This window comes from Streptomyces sp. NPDC040610, from assembly GCF_055594065.1.
In genome coordinates this window covers 301,550-320,791 of record NZ_JBVIXA010000003.1, presented here as the reverse complement: position 1 = coordinate 320,791, position 19,242 = coordinate 301,550, and the positions used below count along the sequence as shown (strand labels likewise).

General features: G+C 72.7%; 20 protein-coding genes. 14 read left to right on the top strand and 6 right to left on the bottom strand.

The window, feature by feature from the left end:
• Positions 1 to 18: 18 nt before the first annotated feature.
• Both ACZ6AA_RS14075 and ACZ6AA_RS14070 read left to right on the top strand, forming a co-directional pair.
• Complete coding sequence (locus ACZ6AA_RS14075) at positions 19 to 384, top strand: PH domain-containing protein (RefSeq protein WP_189731390.1); 366 nt, start codon at positions 19 to 21, stop codon at positions 382 to 384.
• A gap of 65 nt (positions 385 to 449) precedes the next feature.
• Positions 450 to 782, top strand: coding sequence for a putative quinol monooxygenase (locus tag ACZ6AA_RS14070; protein WP_468454206.1), 333 nt, complete (start codon positions 450 to 452; stop codon positions 780 to 782).
• A gap of 68 nt (positions 783 to 850) precedes the next feature.
• Here the strand turns inward: ACZ6AA_RS14070 and ACZ6AA_RS14065 are convergent, their stop codons facing one another.
• A complete protein-coding gene (locus ACZ6AA_RS14065) occupies positions 851 to 1,228 on the bottom strand; it encodes a nuclear transport factor 2 family protein (protein WP_468454205.1) in 378 nt (125 codons plus the stop codon).
• A gap of 261 nt (positions 1,229 to 1,489) precedes the next feature.
• On the opposite strand from ACZ6AA_RS14065, the gene ACZ6AA_RS14060 reads away from it, so the two are divergent.
• Complete coding sequence (locus ACZ6AA_RS14060) at positions 1,490 to 2,497, top strand: SGNH/GDSL hydrolase family protein (RefSeq protein ID WP_471458122.1); 1,008 nt, start codon at positions 1,490 to 1,492, stop codon at positions 2,495 to 2,497.
• A 15-nt stretch (positions 2,498 to 2,512) separates the two neighbouring features.
• Here the strand turns inward: ACZ6AA_RS14060 and ACZ6AA_RS14055 are convergent, their stop codons facing one another.
• A complete protein-coding gene (locus ACZ6AA_RS14055) occupies positions 2,513 to 3,577 on the bottom strand; it encodes a CU044_5270 family protein (protein WP_471458120.1) in 1,065 nt (354 codons plus the stop codon).
• Complete coding sequence (locus tag ACZ6AA_RS14050; protein ID WP_468454199.1) at positions 3,570 to 4,115, bottom strand: RNA polymerase sigma factor; 546 nt, start codon at positions 4,113 to 4,115, stop codon at positions 3,570 to 3,572. Before ACZ6AA_RS14050 ends, ACZ6AA_RS14055 begins: the two co-directional genes overlap by 8 nt.
• 106 nt (positions 4,116 to 4,221) lie before the next feature.
• On the opposite strand from ACZ6AA_RS14050, the gene ctaD reads away from it, so the two are divergent.
• Entirely contained in the window at positions 4,222 to 5,859 is a 1,638-nt protein-coding gene (gene ctaD, locus ACZ6AA_RS14045; protein ID WP_468481606.1) for an aa3-type cytochrome oxidase subunit I, read from the top strand.
• Between the two features lie 5 nt (positions 5,860 to 5,864).
• Positions 5,865 to 6,209, top strand: coding sequence for a hypothetical protein (locus tag ACZ6AA_RS14040; RefSeq protein WP_468454323.1), 345 nt, complete (start codon positions 5,865 to 5,867; stop codon positions 6,207 to 6,209).
• A 72-nt stretch (positions 6,210 to 6,281) separates the two neighbouring features.
• Here ACZ6AA_RS14040 and ACZ6AA_RS14035 read toward each other — a convergent pair whose 3' ends face one another.
• Positions 6,282 to 7,235, bottom strand: coding sequence for an esterase/lipase family protein (locus ACZ6AA_RS14035; RefSeq protein ID WP_468454195.1), 954 nt, complete (start codon positions 7,233 to 7,235; stop codon positions 6,282 to 6,284).
• A 180-nt stretch (positions 7,236 to 7,415) separates the two neighbouring features.
• Here ACZ6AA_RS14035 and ACZ6AA_RS14030 point away from each other — a divergent pair, with 180 nt between their 5' ends.
• The 3 genes from ACZ6AA_RS14030 to ACZ6AA_RS14020 all read left to right on the top strand — a co-directional run bounded on the left by ACZ6AA_RS14030 (position 7,416) and on the right by ACZ6AA_RS14020 (position 10,130).
• A complete protein-coding gene (locus tag ACZ6AA_RS14030) occupies positions 7,416 to 7,577 on the top strand; it encodes a hypothetical protein (protein ID WP_468454193.1) in 162 nt (53 codons plus the stop codon).
• Positions 7,578 to 7,888: 311 nt separating this feature from the next.
• Positions 7,889 to 9,094, top strand: coding sequence for an NAD(P)/FAD-dependent oxidoreductase (locus tag ACZ6AA_RS14025; protein WP_471458117.1), 1,206 nt, complete (start codon positions 7,889 to 7,891; stop codon positions 9,092 to 9,094).
• Between the two features lie 79 nt (positions 9,095 to 9,173).
• Entirely contained in the window at positions 9,174 to 10,130 is a 957-nt protein-coding gene (locus tag ACZ6AA_RS14020; RefSeq protein WP_471458115.1) for a sigma-70 family RNA polymerase sigma factor, read from the top strand.
• Between the two features lie 78 nt (positions 10,131 to 10,208).
• On the opposite strand, the gene ACZ6AA_RS14015 is transcribed toward ACZ6AA_RS14020, so the two are convergent.
• Positions 10,209 to 11,297, bottom strand: a complete 1,089-nt coding sequence (locus tag ACZ6AA_RS14015) for a PP2C family protein-serine/threonine phosphatase (RefSeq protein WP_468481602.1) — start codon at positions 11,295 to 11,297, stop codon at positions 10,209 to 10,211.
• 185 nt (positions 11,298 to 11,482) lie between these two features.
• Here ACZ6AA_RS14015 and ACZ6AA_RS14010 point away from each other — a divergent pair, with 185 nt between their 5' ends.
• On the top strand, positions 11,483 to 13,528 hold the full coding sequence (locus ACZ6AA_RS14010; RefSeq protein WP_471458113.1) for an ATP-binding protein: 2,046 nt from the start codon (positions 11,483 to 11,485) through the stop codon (positions 13,526 to 13,528).
• A gap of 101 nt (positions 13,529 to 13,629) precedes the next feature.
• On the top strand, positions 13,630 to 14,307 hold the full coding sequence (locus ACZ6AA_RS14005) for a TetR/AcrR family transcriptional regulator (RefSeq protein WP_468454182.1): 678 nt from the start codon (positions 13,630 to 13,632) through the stop codon (positions 14,305 to 14,307).
• A gap of 63 nt (positions 14,308 to 14,370) precedes the next feature.
• Here ACZ6AA_RS14005 and ACZ6AA_RS14000 read toward each other — a convergent pair whose 3' ends face one another.
• The gene (locus tag ACZ6AA_RS14000; RefSeq protein WP_471458111.1) at positions 14,371 to 15,237 is read right to left on the bottom strand and encodes an LLM class flavin-dependent oxidoreductase; all 867 of its coding nucleotides are present in this window, start codon (positions 15,235 to 15,237) and stop codon (positions 14,371 to 14,373) included.
• 674 nt (positions 15,238 to 15,911) lie between these two features.
• Here ACZ6AA_RS14000 and ACZ6AA_RS13995 point away from each other — a divergent pair.
• From ACZ6AA_RS13995 to ACZ6AA_RS13980, 4 genes are all read left to right on the top strand, one after another.
• The gene (locus ACZ6AA_RS13995) at positions 15,912 to 16,511 is read left to right on the top strand and encodes a hypothetical protein (protein ID WP_468454178.1); all 600 of its coding nucleotides are present in this window, start codon (positions 15,912 to 15,914) and stop codon (positions 16,509 to 16,511) included.
• A 236-nt stretch (positions 16,512 to 16,747) separates the two neighbouring features.
• The gene (locus tag ACZ6AA_RS13990; RefSeq protein ID WP_468454177.1) at positions 16,748 to 17,593 is read left to right on the top strand and encodes a hypothetical protein; all 846 of its coding nucleotides are present in this window, start codon (positions 16,748 to 16,750) and stop codon (positions 17,591 to 17,593) included.
• A 147-nt stretch (positions 17,594 to 17,740) separates the two neighbouring features.
• Entirely contained in the window at positions 17,741 to 18,232 is a 492-nt protein-coding gene (locus ACZ6AA_RS13985) for a cupin domain-containing protein (protein ID WP_471458109.1), read from the top strand.
• Positions 18,225 to 19,001 (top strand): SDR family NAD(P)-dependent oxidoreductase, encoded by a 777-nt coding sequence (locus ACZ6AA_RS13980; protein WP_468454173.1) that lies wholly within the window; start codon positions 18,225 to 18,227, stop codon positions 18,999 to 19,001. The genes ACZ6AA_RS13985 and ACZ6AA_RS13980 overlap by 8 nt, the downstream gene beginning before the upstream one ends.
• The last annotated feature ends 241 nt before the right edge of the window (positions 19,002 to 19,242 follow it).

Below are 19,242 nucleotides of genomic sequence, written 5' to 3'. Positions count from 1 at the left end.
ACACGAGGGGGGCCTGACATGGCGCTGTTCGGAAACGCCCACACCGTCGACCCGGCGTCGGCGCAGCAGGAGTACGCCCGACTGATGGGCCACGGCGAGCAGGTGTACGCCGCCTACCGGCTGATCCGCGACACCATCCTGCTCACCGACCGCCGCATGATCTTCGTCGACAAGCAGGGCATGACCGGCAAGAAGGTCGAGTACCACTCGGTTCCCTACCGCAGCATCACGCACTTCTCGGTCGAGACCGCGGGCCACTTCGACCTCGACGCGGAGCTGAAGATATGGATCTCCAGCAACCCCGTGCCGATCGAGAAGACCTTCACCAAGGGTGTCGACATCTACGAGGTGCAGGCGATCCTCACCCAGTTCGTGGCCAGGTAGTCGAAGGACCGGGGACGGGGTACGTTCATGGGTGCACTGCACAGCAATCCAGGGAACGACCCCCCATGATCTTCATCACCGTAAAGTTCACCGTCCGCCCCGAGCGGAGCGCCGACTGGCTCGACCTGGTCGACGACTTCACGCGGGCCACCCGCGAGGAGCCGGGCAACCTGTTCTTCGAGTGGTCGCGCAGCGTCGACGACCCGCACCAGTTCGTCCTCGTCGAGGCGTTCCGCGACGGCGAGGCGGGCGCGGCGCACGTGGAGTCCGCGCACTTCAAGGCCGCGATGGACACCATGTCGTACGCCATCGCCGAGATCCCCCAGATCGTCAGCACCGACATCCCGGGCATGGACGGCTGGGGCCGGATGGGCGAGGTCGCGCCGCGCGAGGCCTGACCCGAGACAGACACGCGTGGGGCCCCGGACCGTCATGGTCCGGGGCCCCACGCGCGTGCGTACGCCTCTCAGGCGGCCGGCACCCGGTCCAGGAACCCGTGCACCGACCGGATCCGGCCGTCCTCCGCCAGGACGATCACGTCGAACCCGGCCACCGGAGCCGAGCCGTCCGCGTCGGACACCAGCTCCCAGCTGAAGCGGGCGATGCCGTGGTGGCCGTCGACCTCACCGGTGTGGCGGAACGAGAAGCCGGGGAACTGCTCCCTGGCCCCGGCGATCACCGCGGCGACGCCCTCGTGCCCCGCGACGTCGGCCAGCGGGTCGGTGTAGGTGCCGTCCTCGGTCCACGCGGCGGCCACGGCCTTGCCCAGGCTCGCGGGGTCGGCGCTGTTCCAGGCCTCGAAGTAGCGGGCGACGGCGGTCTCGTGAACGTCCTGTGCGGCCATGGGTGTTCGCCTCCGGCGGTGTCGTGGGTCACGGTCCTGTGCCCCGGAGACCGGGCGGAGTGCGCCGCCCGGGCTCCGGTGACCCAAAGACTGCCGGGCGGGCGCGCGGGGGTCGATTACGCCCGAGGTAATGGCCGCGGTGGTGCCGGTACGCGGCCGACAGCACCCCGTCCGCCACGGTCGGCGCACGCATGACTTCCGCCGCCGCCCCGGCTGTGCTTGCCTGGGGGCCGATTCCGTGGGGTGGGACGGGAGTTGCGGATGCGTAAGGCGTGGTGGATCGGAGTGCTGCTCGGCGCGCTCCTGGCCGGCGGGTGCGGGGACCCGGGCTCCGGCGGCGATGCCGACCGGGGGGCGCCGCCCGCCCCCGCCCTGGACGACCCCACGGACGGCGCGTCGCAGACCACCCGGGGCCGCGCGGAGGCGAACCGCGACGCGCGGGACGAACGCGGCGGCGGCAGGCGCGCCAAGCCCGGCGGCGGCGCGAAGGACGGCCCCGCCGCCCCGCGCCCCACCACCCGCCCCAAGGTCCTCTACCTCGGCGACTCCCTCGCCATGGAGAACCAGAGCGTCCTCGGCACCCTCCTGCGCGACCAGCTCGGCGCCCGCTACACCAGCGCCCCCTACTCCGGCACCACCCTCTGCGACTACCTGGAGGGCACCGGCAAGGACTCCCTCGTACCGGACAGGGACAAGGCGGCGACGCTCGTGCGCGAGCTGCGGCCCGACTATGTGGTGCTGCAGTTCTGGGGGAACGCCTGGGGCTACACGCCCTGCATGGAGGGCATCACGTACGACAAGGCGCGGGACCGGTACTTCGCCCGGTACGCGGCCGACGCGCGCCGTCTGACCGGGCAGATCACCGACGCCGCGCGCGAGGCGGGCGGCAAGCGGCCCCGGGTGGTGTGGGTGTCGCAGGGCCCGGACCCGATGACCCCGGACCGGGTGCGCCGCGTGAACGCGCTCTACCGCCAACAGGCCGCCGAGAACGGGGACTTGGTGTCCGACGCGGGCAGGTCAGTCAGCCCGGCCGCCGCCCGGCACACCTGGGTGGAGAAGCTGCCCTGCACGGCGTACGAGCGCGCCCACCGCGCGTACTGCACCGAGCCGGACAGCGGCCGCACCGCCCTGCACCGCTCCGACGACCCGCTGCACTTCTGCCTGGCCCCGACGACCGCCAAGTCCCGCCCGTGCCCGGTGCGTTCACCGGGCATCCGGCGCATCGGGCAGGCGGTCACGGACACGCTGCGGGCGCACGAGACCCGCTGACGGCGCCGGGACCCGCTAGCGCCGCCAGGCGCTGTACGACATGACGTCCCCGGCCTCGACCGCGAACCGCGGCCGGTCCTTGGTGAACAGCACCTCGAGGCCCAGCGGCTCGCCGGAGTCGGGGTCGAGGACCAGCATGTACCGCAGGGGCTCGTCGCGGGAGTCGTGGACGTACGCCTGGCCGGAGCGGCCGAGCCGGTCGGTGACCGTGCCCGCGGGCCGCAGGCCGCCGCTGTCGGCGAGGAGCCGGGCCAGGGCGGCGCTCTCGCGGGCGCCGAGCGTCCAGGTGTCGAGGAGCGAGGGCAGCGCGTCGAGGAGCTCCTGGGTGGTGGCGGGCGTGCTGCGGCGCGGGAAGCCCGGGTCGTGGACCTCGGTGAGGTAGGCGCGCAGGGCGGCGGCGGTGCCCGGCGGGCGGGACCGGGGCGGGGCGTCGGACCGGCCCGGCGGGAAGATCCGCTCGCTGAGCAGCTTGCCGTCGGCCGTGACGCGTTCGGTGCGGCTGCCGTCCGGGAGCCAGCGGACCTGCCGCTCCTCGGGCAGCGTGACCGGGCGCTCGGCTTCGGGGCCCTCGTCCATGGCGAGGCTCCAGGTCTGGACGTGGGCGCCCTCGCGCAGCCGCGGACCGCCGTCGCGGGCGGCGTCCGCCGCGCGGTCGGCGAGGCGGTCGAGCGTCAGGGCGGCGCCGTCGCGCGGGTGCAGGGCGCCGGGCACGGCGGCGGTGGCGGGCGCGGCGGCCAGGTCGGGCACGGTGAGCGCGAGCACGGCGGCGAAGGCCACGGCGGCGGCCTCCGCCCACAGCACGACGCGGCGGCGTGCGCGGCGGGCGCGGGTGCGGTGCAGGAGCTGGTTGAGGCCGCGCTCGGCGACGTGGTCCAGGGGGCGGTCCCGCCAGGGGCCCGCGGTGGCGGAGACGGGGTTGGCGGCGCGCAGGAGGTCGAGGTCGTGGGCGAAGTCGTGGGCGAGGTCCGAGTCGTGCGTGAGGTCGGAGTCGTGGGCGAGGTCCGAGTCGTGGGCGAAGTCGGAGTCGTGCGCGAAGTCGGAGTCGTGCGCGTCGCGCCGGTCGTCCAGGTGGTCAGTCACGGCTCTCAGCTCCCGCTCGTCCCGCTCGTACGTTCATCTGCATCCGGTCGATCTCCGCGCGGAGTCTGCGGCGGGCCCGGTGCAGCCGCATCGCCGCCGCGCCGGGGCTGCACTCCAGGGCCACCGCAAGCTCGTCGACGCCCAGCTCCTCCCAGGTGGTCAGGCGCAGCGCCTCCTGGTCGGCGGCGGAGAGCCGGGCCAGGGCCTCGTGCACCCAGGAGCCGGGGCGTTCGGTGTCCGGGCTGTCCACGACCTGGTTGCCGTGGGCGCTCTCGTTGAGGCCGATGCGGTGCAGCAGGCGCCGTCGGCGGCCGAGGCCGCGCACCGTGTTGGCCAGGCAGTTGCGGGCGACGGCGTACAGCCAGGGCAGCGGCGCATCGGGGAGTTCCGCGCGGCGCCGCCAGGCTATGGAGAAGACGTCCGCCACCACCTCCTCGACCTCGTGGGCCTCCCCCGCGTCGAGCCTGCGCGCGACGAACCGGCTCACCGCCCAGTAGTGCTCGCGGTAGGCGGCCGCGAAGGAATCGTCCGTGCTCATGGACCGTAGGTGTCCGGCATGGGTCCGATCCTCACACCCGGCCGCTGTGATTCTCGCGGCAGGGGTGCGCGGTGATGCCGCGCCGCCTTCCGGACACGTACGGGGCATGAAGTCAACCGTGAAGTGGCTGACGACCACGGACCACAAGACGATCGGCACGCTGTATCTGGTGACGTCGTTCGCGTTCTTCTGCATCGGCGGGGTGATGGCGCTGTTCATGCGCGCCGAGCTGGCCCGCCCGGGTACGCAGATCATGTCGAACGAGCAGTTCAACCAGGCGTTCACGATGCACGGCACGATCATGCTGCTGATGTTCGCGACGCCGCTGTTCGCGGGCTTCGCGAACTGGATCATGCCGCTCCAGATCGGCGCGCCCGACGTCGCGTTCCCGCGCCTGAACATGTTCGCCTACTGGCTGTACCTGTTCGGCTCGCTGATCGCCGTCGGCGGCTTCCTGACCCCACAGGGGGCGGCGGACTTCGGCTGGACCGCGTACGTCCCGCTGTCGGGCGCCGTGAACTCCCCGGGCATCGGCAGCGACATGTGGATCATGGGGCTCGCGTTCTCCGGCTTCGGCACGATCCTCGGCTCGGTCAACTTCATCACCACCATCATCTGCATGCGCGCCCCCGGCATGACGATGTTCCGGATGCCGATCTTCACGTGGAACGTGCTGCTCACGGCCGTGCTCGCGCTGCTCGCCTTCCCGGTGCTCGCCGCCGCGCTGTTCGCCCTTGAGGCGGACCGGAAGTTCGGGGCGCACATCTTCGACGCGGCGAACGGCGGGGCGCTGCTGTGGCAGCACCTGTTCTGGTTCTTCGGCCACCCCGAGGTCTACATCATCGCCCTGCCCTTCTTCGGCATCATCTCCGAGGTCATCCCGGTCTTCTCGCGCAAGCCGATGTTCGGCTACATGGGCCTGGTGGGCGCGACGATCGCCATCGCGGGCCTGTCGGTGACGGTGTGGGCACACCACATGTACGTCACAGGCGGCGTACTCCTGCCGTTCTTCTCCTTCATGACGTTCCTGATCGCCGTCCCGACGGGCGTGAAGTTCTTCAACTGGATCGGAACGATGTGGAAGGGGTCCCTGTCGTTCGAGACGCCGATGCTGTGGGCGGTCGGCTTCCTCATCACGTTCGTCTTCGGCGGTCTGACGGGCGTGATCCTGGCGTCACCGGCGATGGACTTCCACGTGTCGGACTCGTACTTCGTCGTCGCGCACTTCCATTACGTCATCTTCGGAACCGTCGTCTTCGCGATGTTCGCCGGATTCCACTTCTGGTGGCCCAAGTTCACCGGCAGGATGCTGGACGAACGCCTGGGCAAGATCACGTTCTGGACGCTCTTCGTCGGCTTCCACGGCACGTTCCTCGTCCAGCACTGGCTCGGCACGGCGGGCATGCAGCGCCGGATCCCGGACTATCTGGCGGCGGAGGGCTTCACCGGCCTGAACACGCTCTCCACGATCTTCTCGTTCCTGCTCGGCATGTCCCTGCTCCCGTTCTTCTACAACATCTGGAAGACCGCGAAGTACGGCGAGCAGGTCACCTCCGACGACCCCTGGGGCTACGGCCGTTCCCTGGAGTGGGCCACCTCCTGCCCGCCGCCCCGCCACAACTTCACGTCCCTGCCCCGCATCCGCAGCGAGTCGCCCGCGTTCGACCTGCACCACCCCGAGATCACGGCGGCCGAGGGCGGGCTCGCGGCGGCGCCCGCACCGGCGGAGGTGGCCGCGCGGTGACGGCGATGGACGAGCGCGGGGCCGACGCGCGGGCGCTGGTGCGGGACCTGGAGGGGCTGCTGCTCGTCGAGGCCGCCCGGGCGGAGAGCCGGGCGGCGGCCGAGCGGTTCGCCGCCCGCCTCCCCTGGCTCACGGACGGCCAGCGCGAGGAGGTGGAGCGGCACTACACCGAGGAGCACATGCTGCTCGTCCGCCGCGCCTGGGACCGCACGGCGGCCCGCTCGCGCGAGCTGCGCACGGAGTACGAGGAGGCGTACCGGGTGCTCCAGCGGCGGACGTTCGCGTGGTGCGTGGTGGGGGCGGCGGTGTTCATGGGGGCGGTGCTCGAACTGAGCCGGGGGTGGGGTTAGCCGGGGGGCGGGGTTGGCCGGGGGGGCGGGCCCCGGTCAACCCCGCCCCCGGTCACCGGGGCGTCGGCGCCGTCAGAGCGGCAGCCCGTACCCCTCGCACTTCGGCCGGAAGTCCGGCTTGTCCGCGCCGAGGGCGTTGACGACGTTCTGGGTCGTCGGGCCGTCCGTGAAGAGGCCGACGTGGCCGACCGGGTTCTTCGGGCACTGGTCCTGCACGACGATGTTGCGGACGTTGTCGCCCTTCAGGAAGCCGTTGCTGTACGGGCTGGCGATCAGGTCGTACTTCGTGGCGATGACCGTGTAGCGCACGCCGGGGGCGGTGTCGCCGTCCGCGAACAGCGCCTTCTGGAAGTCGGAACCCTCCTGCTGGTCCTTCAGGCCCTGGAGGTCCAGGTGGTCGAAGGCGCCGTTGACGATGCCGAGCACGCCCAGTGCCTTGCCCAGGTTCACCAGGCCGCTGAGGGTGGTGCCGTGGTTGGTGGGGGCGAGCGCGACGAGCCGGTCGACCTTCTGCGCGCCGCCGAGCCGCTTGATGTAGTAGTTCGGCATCATGCCGCCCTGGGAGTGCCCGAGGACGTCGACCTTCTTGGCGCCGGTGGCCGCGAGCACCTTGTCCACGAACGCGCGCATCGTCTCGGCGGACCTGGCGATACCGGTGAGCCCGCCGACGCGCCCGCCGAAGCTGAACGGGCTGCCCATGCCGTAGTTGAAGGCGTAGACGCAGTGGCCCTCGTTGGCGAGCGTCGGCCCCATCTTGACCCAGTTCGCACCGAGGTTCACACCGGTGCCGTGCACGAGGACGACCGGGTTGGGGTGGGCGGCGCTCGGCTTGCACTTCCAGTCGTTCACGCCGGTCACGGCGTTCGGGCTGAATAAGAAGTTGCTCACCCCGTCGGCGACCCCGCCTACGGGGTACTGCTTGCGCGGCTGTTCGTCGGCCTGCGCCGGGACGGCCGCGGCGGTGAGCGCGGAGGCGGCCAGGGCGAGGGTCGCGGCCCAACGGGCCGGTGCGGAGGCTCTGTTCATGGTTCCGGTCCCTTCGGAATGCACGGGTGGGATGGCGCGGGTGGGACGTCCGGACGCCGTCTTGTCATAGGCATGACAGACCCGGGTCCAAAAATCTGAAACGACAGCACTTCAGATTTGGTTACTTGAAAGTAGGGCCACGGAAACAGCGGCGCAAGATGTGCGCGCACGCGAATTTGCGTGAACGCCACGGGAGTTGAGGCCGACGGGGCCGACCTCGGGCGCCGGGGCCCGGTCGGGGCAGGCGGTGCGGCGGGGCTGCACCGCGGCGTCAACGCCCTGCTGGTCCAGCAGGTCCTCGGTGAGCCGACGTGGGCGAAGAAGTCGAGCGACGAGGGCTGACGCGGCCTGACCGCGCTGTTCCGGCCCAACGTCAACCCGTACGACACCTTCCGCCTGGACACGGATGTCCGGATCGATCTGGGGCCGGTTGCCGTCGTGCCCCGGCCCCGCACATCCGCCGGCGCCGCCGACCGATCACAGACGCGGACACGTTGAGGGCCGCCGGGCTTCCTCAATCGTGCGCCCGCCCCCGAGCCAGCCTCGCAACAGCCTTATCGGCCTGTGGTCCACATCACATTCAGCTCGTGTCAGGAATCGGGCCGCTGCTCCGCTCAAGTCACCGGAAGCAAGCGAACCGACAGGAGCGAGACATGAAGCACCGCATCGTCGTCCTCGGTGCCGGCTACGCCGGAGCGTACGTGGCCGGGACCCTGGCCCGTCGGCTGTCCCCGGCGGACACCGAGATCACCGTGGTCAACGCAGAGCCGGACTTCGTCCAGCGGCTGCGGCTGCACCAGCTCGCCGCCGGCCAGGAGATCGAGGCTCCACAGCTCGCCGAGGTCTTCGCGGGCACGGCAGTACGGCTGCGCCGGGCCCGCGTCACCGCAGTCGACCCCGAGCTCCAGGTCGTCGCCGTGGCCGACGCCGACGGCGGCGGCGAGCTCGGATACGACACGCTTCTCTACGCACTCGGCAGCCACGGCGCCGACCACGGCGTCCCCGGCGTGGCCGAGCACGCCTTCGATGTCGCCGCCCGGCCCTCCGCGCTGCGCCTGCGCGAGCGCCTGGACAGCCTGAGCAAGCGGGACGAAAGCCGGAGTGTGCTGGTCGTCGGCGACGGGCTGACCGGCATCGAGACCGCCACCGAGATCGCCGAATCCCGGCCCGGCCTGTCGGTGACGCTCATCGCCCGCGGAGAGCTGGGCGCCCCGCTCTCCGCCGGAGCCCGCAGCCACCTGCGCCAGACCTGCGACCGGCTGGGCATCACCGTCCTGGAGCACACCAGCGTCGAAGCCGTCGAAGCGACGCGAGTGCTGTGCGCCGACGGCACCGTCCTGGCATCCGACGCGACCGTGTGGACGGCCGGGTTCGCGGTCAGCCCCATCGCCGCCGCAAGCGGCCTTGAGGTCACCGAGAACGGCCGGATCGTCGTCGATCGCACCATGCGGTCGGTCTCGCACCCGAACGTCTACGCCGCCGGTGACAGCGCCTATGCCATCGGCGACAACGGACGGCCACTGCCGATGTCCTGCGCTTCGGCCGGCTACACCGGCCGGCAGGCCACGGACGCGATCGTGGGACGCCTGACCGGCAGCGAGATCGCGAACACCAAGCTGGAGTACCCGGGCAACCACATCAGCCTCGGGCGGCGGGACGGAATCCTGCAGATGGTCGACCGCGAAGGGCAGGCGAAGCCGAAGTGCATGGGCGGCCGCAAGGCAGCGCGGATCAAGGCGGGCATCGTGAAGATGTCGCTGTGGGCCACCTCGCACCCGACCTTCGGCCTGCCCAAGCGCAAGCACCGCCTGGCCGCTGCCGCCTCGGACGGGGTCCACGCCGAGGACGCGGTCGCGTAGCCGCGTCCCGAAGCTCACTGGGCAGTACGGCCATCCTCCGCCCACCACCACGGAAATCGGCGTCCTTAGGGTGATCCACATGGACCGCACCACCGATGATCACTTCGACACCAGCCGGTTCCAGGCCAGCCGCAACCGGCTGGCCTCGCTGGCGTACCGGCTCCTGGGCTCCGCCACCGACGCCGAAGACGCCGTGCAGGATGCGTTCCTGCACTGGCAGGCCGCCGACCGGCAGCGGATCAAGGTGCCGGAAGCATGGCTGACCAAGGTCGTCACCAACCTGTGCCTCGACCGGCTCCGCTCGGCACAGACCCGCCGCGAACGCACCGCCGGCGCCTGGCTGCCCGAACCGCTCCTCGACGGCGACCCGATGCTCGGCCCGGCCGACACCTTCGAGCAGCGCGAATCGGTCTCCCTGGCCCTGCTGACGCTCATGGAGCGCCTGTCCCCCGCCGAACGGGCCGTCTACGTCCTGCGCGAAGCGTTCTCCTACAGCCACGCCGAGATCACCGAGATCCTGGACATCACCGAGTCCGCAAGCCAACAGCACCTCCACCGGGCCCGGCGCCGCGTCACCGCCGCCCGCAGCGGCGGCGCCGAAGTCGGCCCCGCGTCCGCCCGCAGAATCATCGAGGAATTCCTCGCCGCCGCCACCTCGGGCCGCACCGAACGCCTTGTCGCACTGCTCACCGACGACGCGACCGCGATCTCCGACGGCGCCGGCGGCCTGGCCACGACGCTGCTGCGGTACGACACTCCGCAGCGCATCGCCGCCGTCGTACGGGCCGGCTTCAAACCCACCGATGCGAAGCGGCGACTGACCGGTGGCATGCCAGCCATCCACTACGCGCTCGTCAACGGCGCCCCCGCCATCCTCTTCGTGGTCGGCGACCAGGTCGTGGGCTCCACGATGTTCGACATCGTCAGCGGCAAGATCGCAGCCATGCACGGCATCGCCGCCCCCAACCGCCTCGTCCGTCTCACCGACGCCTGGCGGCAGCACGAACCGGACGCGCCGCTCATCACCCAGTGGTAACCCCGCACACGCGGGACCGAACAACCCGACCAGGCACGACAGCCGACCCGACTCCACGTTCCGGTCTCCGACGCCCGGTTACGCCGACGGCCGGGCCCGGCGCGGCCACGAGCCCGGGTCCTGTTCCTGGTCCCGCTCCGGCGCGGTCGTCGTGGAGGTGCGGGTCGGCTGGACGAGGACCAGGGTGAGGTCGTCCGCGAGCGGGGCGCCGCCGGTGTGCCGGCCGACCAGGTCCGTCAGGCACGCCAGCGCGTCGGGCAGGGCGGGTTCGGCCAGAGCCGCGTGCACCTGGGGGGCGTCGAGCCGGAAGGGGACGCGGGCGGCGTCGCGGGCGTCGGTGAGGCCGTCGGTGTAGAGCAACAGGCGCTGGCCCGCCGACAGATGGACGCACTGCACCCGCGGGGCGGGGCCAAGGCCCAGCGGGGGCGAGGGCCGCGGCGGGGCGAGCAGGTGCAGCCGTCGGCCGGTGCGCAGCGGGGCCGGATGGCCGCAGTTGACGATGCGGACCTCGCCGGGGTGGAAGTCGGCGAGCAGCAGCGTGACGAAGTCCTCCGGTCCGAGCTCGGGGCGCAGCCGGTCGTCGAGGGTGTGGGCGAGCCGGACCGGGTCGGGCTCGGTGGCGGCGGTGCGCCGGAAGGCGGCGAGGACGGCGGCGGCCACCCGGATCGCCTGCGCCCCGTGCCCCTTGACGTCGGCGAGCAGCAGGCGCGGCCCCGCGGCGGTGAGCACGGCGTCGTGCACGTCGCCGCCGAGCAGGGCGTGCGGGTCGCAGGAGCGGGTGTGCGCGGCGAGGTCGACGTGGCCGACGCGGTCGGGCAGGGGGCGGGCCAGGGCCTCCTGAGCGGTGACGGCGACCCGGGTCACGTCGTCCAGCGCGCGCTCGGCGCGTACGCGGGTGTGCGCCGTGAACACCGCCCACAGCGAGACCGCGGCGACGTTCAGCGCGACGCCCAGCGCGCCCGCCCGGATGGGCGACGCGCCGAGGAGCGTCACGGTGACGGCCACGGCCCCCAGCACGGCGGTGACGCGCGCCGACAGGCGGTGGACGGCAAGGAGCGGCCCGATCAGCGGCAGCCCGTACGAGGGAACGTGCAGGGCGAGCTCGACCGAGGCCGCGACGGCCTCCGCGCCCGCCGCCGCGGCCAGCCATGTGCGCCGTGTCTCCACTGCGTCCCCCTGGTCGTTCGGCGAAGTCCGGTTCTCCGCGCACGGCCCCTGTGTGCGGGGTACTGTGCCAGCTTCGATGACGGTCCGTGGCCGATTCGCCACAGCCTGCGCGGCGGCCGTGCGGTGGCGGCAGCATGGGACGGACTGCCTCGGGCACGACTCACAGGGGGGCGAACGTGGCGGAGTTGCGGGAACCGGAAACGGGCAGCCCCCCACCGGGCCGGGACGCGGGGCTCGTCGGCAGGAAGGACGAACTGGCGGAGCTGCTCCGCCGGTTGGAGCGGCACCGCCTCGTCACGCTGAGCGGCGTCGGCGGGGTCGGCAAGACCCGCCTCGCCCGGCAGGCCGCCGCCGCCCTGCACCCGCGCTTCCGGGACGGCGTCTGGTGGGCGGAGCTGTCCCCGCTGGCGGACGGCGCGCTCCTGACGTACGCGATCGCCGAGGCGCTGCCCCTGGTCGACCAGGGCGGACGGCCGATGCTCGAGGCGGTCGCCGAGTACCTGGCGGGGCGTGAGCTGCTGCTCGTCCTCGACACCTGCGAGCACGTGGTCGGGGAGTGCGCCGACGCGGTCGCGGCCCTGCTGATGACGGCCCCCGGGCTGCGCGTGCTCGCCACCAGCCGCCGCCCGCTCGGCCTGTCCGTCGAGGATGTCGTACCGCTCGCCCCGCTGCCCGAGACGGATGCGAGGGCGCTGCTGGCCCTGCGCGCCGGTGAAGCGGCCCCCGGCGGCACCTGCGACGACAGCGAGGTGTCGGCGCTGTGCCGCAGGCTCGACGGCCTGCCGCTCGCCATCGAACTGGCCGCCGCCCGGCTGCGGGAGATGCCCCCGGCCGAGCTCAACCGGCGGCTCGACGACCGCTTCGAGGTCCTCGGCGAGACCCGGCAGCCCGTGTACGAGGCGGACCCGCCCTGGCACCAGGCGCTGCGCACCGCCGTCGGCTGGAGCCACCAGCTGTGCACCCCGGCCCAGCGCCTGGCCTGGGCCCGCCTGTCCGTGTTCGCCGGGACCTTCGACAGGGAGGCGGCCCGCCGGGTCTGCGCGGACGACCGGCTGCCCGCCCGGGACATGTCGGACCTGCTCGCGTCGCTGGTGCAGAGTTCGATCGTGGAGTGGGTGCCCGCCGGGCCCGTCTCGCGCTACCGAATGCTGGACACCATCCGGGAGTTCGGCCTGTTCTGGCTCCGCGGACTCGGCGAGGAGCAGGCGGTGCGGCGTCGTCACGTCGACCACTACACGGCGCTCGCCCACACCGCCGAAGAGGCCTGGTCGGGCCCCGACCAGGTGGCCTGGTACCACCGTGTGAACGCCGAGCACGCCAACTTCCGGGCCGCCCTCGACTCCTGCCTCGCCGAAGGCGACGGGCACCGCGCCCAGGAGCTGAGCGGGACCCTGTGGTTCGTCTGGTTCGCCTGCGGCTTCGCCACGGAGGGCCGCCACTACCTGGACCGGTCCCTGGCCCTGCGCCCCACGCCCGACCGCGTCCGGGGCAAGGCGCTGTGGGCCAGCGGCCTGATCACCCTGGGCCAGGGGGACGCCGAGGCGACCCTGCGCACGGCCCGCGCCCTGCGGGACGCGACGGCCGACGAGGACGACCCGACCGCGCCACAGGCCGCCGCCTATCTGACCGGGGCCGCCTACAGCACCAGCAGGCGGCACACGGAGGCGATCGAGACATTCGACGCCGTTCCGCACGCCCGGCCCGCGCCCGGCGGCTACGACTCGGCCTGGGGCCTGATCCGCGCCGCCCGCGCCTTCTCGCACGTCTGCCTCGGGCAGTTCGACGAGGCCGCGGCCGTCTCGGCGGAGCTGTGCGCCGAGTGCGTCCGTGGCGGCGAGCTGTGGCTGCGGGCGTACGGCGACTACACGCGCGCCCTCGCCGAGCTCTCCCGGGGCCGGCCCACCGAGGCCGTCACGCACGCCCGCGCCGCGGTGCGGGGCAAGTTCCGCTTCCGTGACGGCTTCGGCTTGGCGCTCGCCCTCGACCTCCTCGCCTCCGCGTCCGTCTCCACCGGGGACGCCGTGCAGGCCGCCCGCCTGCTGGGCAGCGCCGACCGGCTCTGGCAGACCGTGGGCAGCGTCCGCGTCGGCACCGAGGAGTTCGCCGCCGCGCGCCGGGCCTGCGAGACGGCGGCGCGCGGCCTCATCGGCGACGAGGCATACGGAGCCGCGTTCCGCGCGGGGTACGAGGGCGACCTGGACGCGGTCGTCACGGAGGCGCTGGCGGTGTGAGCGCGGGGCCCGCGGGAACCCGGCGCGCGGGACCGGTGTGAGCGACAATCCCCGGGTAGGGGCGGGTAGTTGAGGCCGAGCAGGTGAGGGGAGCGGAATCGGTGTTGTCCGACGAGGCACGGGACGCGCGGCGGGCCGCGCGCGCGTACGGGGGCAAGTCCGCCGAGCAGCGCCGGGCCGAGCGGCGACAGCGGCTCCTGGAGGCGGGCGTCGAGCTCTTCGGCGCCGGACCCGGCGCGTACCGCTCCGCGTCGGTGGCGACGCTGTGCGCACGGGCCGACCTGTCGACGCGGCAGTTCTACGAGGAGTTCCGCAACCTCGAAGAGGTGCTCGCCGTGCTCCACGGCCATGTGCAGAAGGCGGCACAGGCCGCCATCGTGGAGGCCCTCGCCACCGCGACGGAAGGCAGCGTCCGCGAGCGCGCCGACACCGCGTTCCGTGCCTACGCACGGGTGCTCACGGCCAATCCCCATCTCGTGCGGATCGCCTTCGTCGAGGTCACGGGCGTCAGCCCCGAGCTGGAGAAGCAGCGCCTTGAGGCCCGGAAGGGCTGGGTGGACCTCCTGGTCGGCGCGCTCGACGAGGCCGCGGCACGCGGCGAGATAGGGGCGCGGGACTACCGGATCGCGGCGCAGGGGTTCGTCGCCGCGGTCAACGGCCTGCTGTACGACTGGACGGCGGGGTACGTCGACGCGAGCCTGGACACGATCGTCGACGAACTGCTGCTGATCTTCATGGGGTTGCTGCAGCCGCCGGAGGGCAGGGGCGGGGTGGCGTAGCCGTACGACGTCGTCCCGCCCGGCTCGGTGACCCTTCCCCCGGCCTCTCGTAGAACGCCGGGCCTACAGCTCCGGCGGCCCCTGCTCGATCCGGCGCAGCACCGCGTCGAGGCGGTCGAGGCCGGGCCCGGTCTGGAGCTGGCGCTCGTCCCACCAGGTGGCGCCCGCGTCGCGGAGGGGGCCGAGCAGGTCGCGGGCGCGGGCGGGGTCGCCGGGCGTGGCGCCGCCGAGGACGATCTCGTACGGTACCGCCGGGTCCTCCCGGTGCCCCCGCACGTACGCCACCAGCTCCCGGACCTCGTCGAGCGGCGGGATCTCCCCGTGCCGGGCCGACGTGAACAGCGGGACGGCACCGTCCCAGCGGGCCGCGCGGCGCATCGGCGGCCGGTTCGGCCAGAAGCCCGCGATCCACACGGGCGGACGGGGCCGCTGCGCGGCGGCGGGCAGCAGCTGCACGTCGTCGACGCGGAAGTGCTTGCCGTCGTGCGAGAACCGCTCCCCCGACCAGTACCGGTCGAGCAGGCCGAGCCCCTCGTCGAGCAGCTCGGCGAGCACCTTGGGATCGGTGGGCTCGCCGAAGCTGGCGTACTCGTCCTGGACGGGACCACCGAGCCCCGCCGCGAACGTCACCCGGCCACCACTGAGGACGTCCAACGTGGCGACCTGCCGCGCGAGTTGCTGCGGCCGTCGCCGCGCCACCGGCGTGACCAGCGTCCCCAGCCGAATCTGCTCCGTGGCGAGCGCGGCCGCCGTGAGCAGCATCCAGGGGTCCCCGAACGGCTTCCCCCGCTGCACCTCCTTGTCGTGCACCACGTGATCCCACACGAACAGCCCGTCCCAGCCCGCCTGTTCGGCGGCGACCGCGACCCGGGCGACGGTCCTGGCGTCCGCGAAGTCACCGAAGTTCGGAATGTTGATCGAGAAGCGCATGCGGGCATGGTGGCGCGGGCGGGTCAGGTGGGGCAACGGGTTTCGCGCGCCCGTCCGCGCGCGTCCACTCCCCTTTCTTCCTGTCTTCTCCTATCGATCTCGTCCCGCCGATAGCATTTCTCACATCAGCGGGCGTGATGTGCCACGGGGGCGGGGGGCACCAAGTGCGGGCAATTCCCAACGGACGGTCAGGGCAGGCCAGTTCTTATCGGTGGACTCCATTGTCCACACTCGTCGCGCTCGGCGTGACCGGGGCTCTCGTGATATCCGGATGCGGATCAGGGGATTCGCAGAGCCGTTCCCCGAACGGATCACCGAATGGCTCGTCGAACGGGTCGGGGAATTCGTCCGGGGGGCCGGACGGGGAGGGCGGCGGCAGCTCTTCCGGCGGCCCGTCCGGTGGTCCTTCCGACGGCTCCGGGAGTTCGCCGAGCGGTGACTGGTCGGGGCACGGGAAGCCCGGGCCCTCCTCCTCCGGCGGCTCAGGGAAGCCCGGTCGTTCGAGCAGCTCCAGCGGCTCCACCTGGGACGGGGGTGGCAGCGGGGGGTCCACCTGGAAGCCCGGGGAGGGCGGGGGCTCGGGTGACAGGTCGTCGGATCCGCGTCCTCGGCCGGAGCCGGAGAAGGAGTTCTCGTGGACCCTGCCCGGACCCGGCTCCCCTTCCTTCGACGCCATGAACACCGACCACATCTACGACTTGGTCCACGACAGGAACTGTCAGAGGGCCAAGGGGTGGTACGAAACGGCGGGGCCGGGGAGATGGCGGCAGAATCCGGCCGGGTGGAAACTCATCGACGGGCTGATCGGTGCGTGCTTCGCGGTCGGCGGGCAGGAACGTGAATGGCGGACCGTGATCGACGCGTACGACGCCATCAGGAATCAGCCGTCCGGGGACTGCAAGTACGTCGCGGGCCGTCGCACCCTGATGCAACTGGCCGAATTCCGCATCGCCCACCCGAAGGGGAAGGTCCGCATTCGCCCGGCGTCGGGGAGCGCTCAGGCCTGTCCGGCGAAGATCATGGGGATGAGCCCCGAGAAGGCGGCGCCCGAGGAATCGGTATGGGTGCACGGGACCTGGCCCAGCGAGGTGACGATCCACCTGGACGGCCAGAAGGTACCCCTGCTCCCCGACGACAACTTCCCTCCCTGCTGCCACAACACCAACGTGAAGTTCGCCGTGCCGAAGGACACGCCTGACGGGAAGGTACGGGTCACACTGCGGACGCGGACCATCTCCCTGGACGCGGGTCTGCTGACGGTCAGCCGCTCCTGACCATGGCCGCACCGCGACCGCGCACCGGGTCCCGGGTCGGATCACTGGCCGCGCGCCTCCGAAGCCTGCGCCCGGGGCCGACGCCACCCCCCAGCCCCACGCCCGCGCCGACCCCCACGCCTGCGCCCGCACCCGCCCCGGACCCCGCTCCGCCCGCCCCGCCCCCGGCACCACCACCGCCCCCGACCCCGACCCCGCCGGACCCGGCACCCGACGGCCCCGCGCGCCCCGGCTGGATGGAGCTCCTCGGCACCATCGGCTCCCTGGTCTCCCTCTTCGCCGCCGTCCTGTTCTACTTCGGCTGGGCCAGCACCGACGCCGAGACCCGCGCCTTCGAACTCCGCGACTCCGTCTTCCGCCTGTCCACCAGCGACTACCTGCTGCGCAGCGTCCAAGCCCTGTTCCTGCCCGCCTGGCTGGTCGTGGGCGTGCTGCTCGCGGCCGTCGTCCTGCGCGCGTGGCTCACGAGGAACCCCGGCCGCGCCGAGTCCCTCGTACCGCGCCTGCGCTGGAGCTGGCTGCTTCCCGTCGCCCTCTTCGCCTGCTACCGCCTGCACCCGGCCTTCTTCGAGCTGGCGATCCCCCTCACCGCCATCCCCTGTCTCCTCGCCACGGGGTACGCCCACACCCGGCCCGACGCCGCCGAGCAGCATCATCGGCTCCATGTCTGGGCGCTCACCCTCGTCCTCTGCGTGCTCTCGCTGTTCTGGGCCGTCACCTCGTACGCCGGGATCGTCGGCCGGGGCCGCGCCGAGGAGGCCACCCGGGCGGTGAACACCCCCGCCTTCCCCAGCGTCGTCGTCTTCAGCGAGAAGGATCTGATGATCCGGGGCGACGGGGTCTGCGACCAGCGCGTGAGCGGCAGGGGCAGCGCGTACGGGTACCGGTACTCGGGGCTTCGGCTGTTCTATGTGTCCGGGGACCGGATCTTTCTCGTGGGGCGGGACTGGAGCCCGTCCCGGGGCACGTTGTGGACCGTGCGGGAGAGCGAGGCCGTGCGGGTGGAGTACGTGAGCGGGGCGCCGGGGCGGCGGGAGGGGTGCGGGGGCCAGCGCGGGCCATCGCGCCCTTCGCCCGGGTGAAACCTCCGTCCGTGAACTGGCCGAAGACGGACGGGGGCTGCTGCTTGTCGGGACCGTGGCGGGCCGGTGGGGGGTTACCGTGCCGGAGCGTGCAGGCAGAACCACCTGGTGCGAGTGCGGCGACGGAGAGGCAGGCGAGGGAGCGGTATGGCGATATCCCCTGTGAAGCCCGAGGAGTTGATCGCCCGGTACGGGCTGGAGCCGCTGCCCTTCGAAGGCGGACGTTTCCGCCAGACATGGGCCGGGCCGCCGGACACCGCGACCGGCCACCCCTCCGGGACGGCGATCATCATGCTCCTGACGTCCGCCACGGGCGACTTCTCCGCACTGCACCGCCTCCCCACCGACGAGGTCTGGCACTTCTACCAGGGCGACCCCCTCGACCTCCTGCTGCTCCACCCCGACGGGACGGACGAGCTGCGGATACTGGGCGACGGGGACGGGGAGGAGTTCCAGCTCGTCGTGCGCGCGGGCACATGGATGGGGGCGCGGGTGCGGGACGGCGGCGAGTGGTCGCTGTTCGGGACGACCATGGCTCCCGGCTTCCTGGAGTCCGACTACGAGGGCGGGGATCCGGACGCGTTGGCCGCCCGCTACCCCCAACAAGCCGAACTGATCCGGAGGTTGTGTCGTGTCTGATGCCGGGCTGCCCTCACTGGCGGGGCGGGTGGCGCTCGTCACCGGCGCCAGCGGACTCCTCGGCGGCGGCATCGCGCGCACCTTCGCGCGGGCGGGCGCCGCGGTCGTCGTGCACTGCAACAAAGGCGTCGAGCGGGCCCGGGAAGTGGCCGAGGACATCGGGGAGTCCGGCGGTGACGCCCTCGTCGTCGCCGCCGACCTGGGCGAGGAGCGGGAGTGCCGGCGGCTCGTCGAGGAGGCGTACGGCTGGCGGGGGCGGCTCGACTCGCTCGTCAACAACGCCGGGGTGCAGCCCGTGCAGGGGCTCGCGGGGATGTCCGCCGGGGACTGGCGGGGGATGTACGACGCCAACGTCACCAGTGCGTTCTGCTGCACGCAGGCCGCCGTCGGGGTCATGGCCGGGCAGGACGGGGGTGGCAGCGTCACCCACATCGCGTCCATCGAAGGGCATCAGCCTGCCGTCGGGCACGCGCACTACTCCGCCGCCAAGGCCGCGCTGATCATGTTCGCCCGGGCTGCCGCCGTCGAGTACGGGGGGCGGGGGGTGCGGGTCAACTCCGTCTCGCCCGGGCTCGTCGGGCATCCCTCGTTGGCCTCGGAGTGGCCCGACGGGGTCGAGCGGTGGGGGCGGGCCGCGCCGCTCGGTCGGCTTGGGCGGCCCGAGGATGTCGGGGCCGCGTGTGTGTTTCTCGCGTCGGACGCGGCGGGGTGGGTGACGGGGGTGGATCTGGTGGTTGACGGTGGGGTGAGTGCGCGCTCCACGTGGTGACCCTCGCGGGGCGCCCCAGTCCCGCCCTTCTCCGAAACCGGGGCTGCGCCCCTGGACCCCGCTCGTCGGCGCTTCGCGCCTCGTCCTCAAGCGCCGGACGGGCTTTCTCCCACCCACCCGCCCCAACCAGTCACAGACCGAGCAAGAGCCCGGCACCTCTCAGCCCGTCCGGCGTTTGAGGACGAGGCGCGGAGCGCCGATTCGGCGGCGCCCCCCGGCCCACCCGAAGGGGACACCCACC

Coding starts and splice junctions, on each gene's coding strand:
- ACZ6AA_RS14075 (WP_189731390.1), top strand. CDS start 19: ATGGCGCTGTTCGGAAACGCCCACACCGTCGACCCGGCGTCGGCGCAG.
- ACZ6AA_RS13995 (WP_468454178.1), top strand. CDS start 15,912: ATGAACACCGACCACATCTACGACTTGGTCCACGACAGGAACTGTCAG.
- ACZ6AA_RS14065 (WP_468454205.1), bottom strand. CDS start 1,228: ATGGCCGCACAGGACGTTCACGAGACCGCCGTCGCCCGCTACTTCGAG.
- ACZ6AA_RS14070 (WP_468454206.1), top strand. CDS start 450: ATGATCTTCATCACCGTAAAGTTCACCGTCCGCCCCGAGCGGAGCGCC.
- ACZ6AA_RS14040 (WP_468454323.1), top strand. CDS start 5,865: ATGGACGAGCGCGGGGCCGACGCGCGGGCGCTGGTGCGGGACCTGGAG.
- ACZ6AA_RS14060 (WP_471458122.1), top strand. CDS start 1,490: ATGCGTAAGGCGTGGTGGATCGGAGTGCTGCTCGGCGCGCTCCTGGCC.
- ACZ6AA_RS13985 (WP_471458109.1), top strand. CDS start 17,741: ATGGCGATATCCCCTGTGAAGCCCGAGGAGTTGATCGCCCGGTACGGG.
- ACZ6AA_RS14020 (WP_471458115.1), top strand. CDS start 9,174: ATGGACCGCACCACCGATGATCACTTCGACACCAGCCGGTTCCAGGCC.
- ACZ6AA_RS14000 (WP_471458111.1), bottom strand. CDS start 15,237: ATGCGCTTCTCGATCAACATTCCGAACTTCGGTGACTTCGCGGACGCC.
- ACZ6AA_RS14035 (WP_468454195.1), bottom strand. CDS start 7,235: ATGAACAGAGCCTCCGCACCGGCCCGTTGGGCCGCGACCCTCGCCCTG.
- ctaD (WP_468481606.1), top strand. CDS start 4,222: ATGAAGTCAACCGTGAAGTGGCTGACGACCACGGACCACAAGACGATC.
- ACZ6AA_RS14025 (WP_471458117.1), top strand. CDS start 7,889: ATGAAGCACCGCATCGTCGTCCTCGGTGCCGGCTACGCCGGAGCGTAC.
- ACZ6AA_RS13990 (WP_468454177.1), top strand. CDS start 16,748: ATGGAGCTCCTCGGCACCATCGGCTCCCTGGTCTCCCTCTTCGCCGCC.
- ACZ6AA_RS14050 (WP_468454199.1), bottom strand. CDS start 4,115: ATGAGCACGGACGATTCCTTCGCGGCCGCCTACCGCGAGCACTACTGG.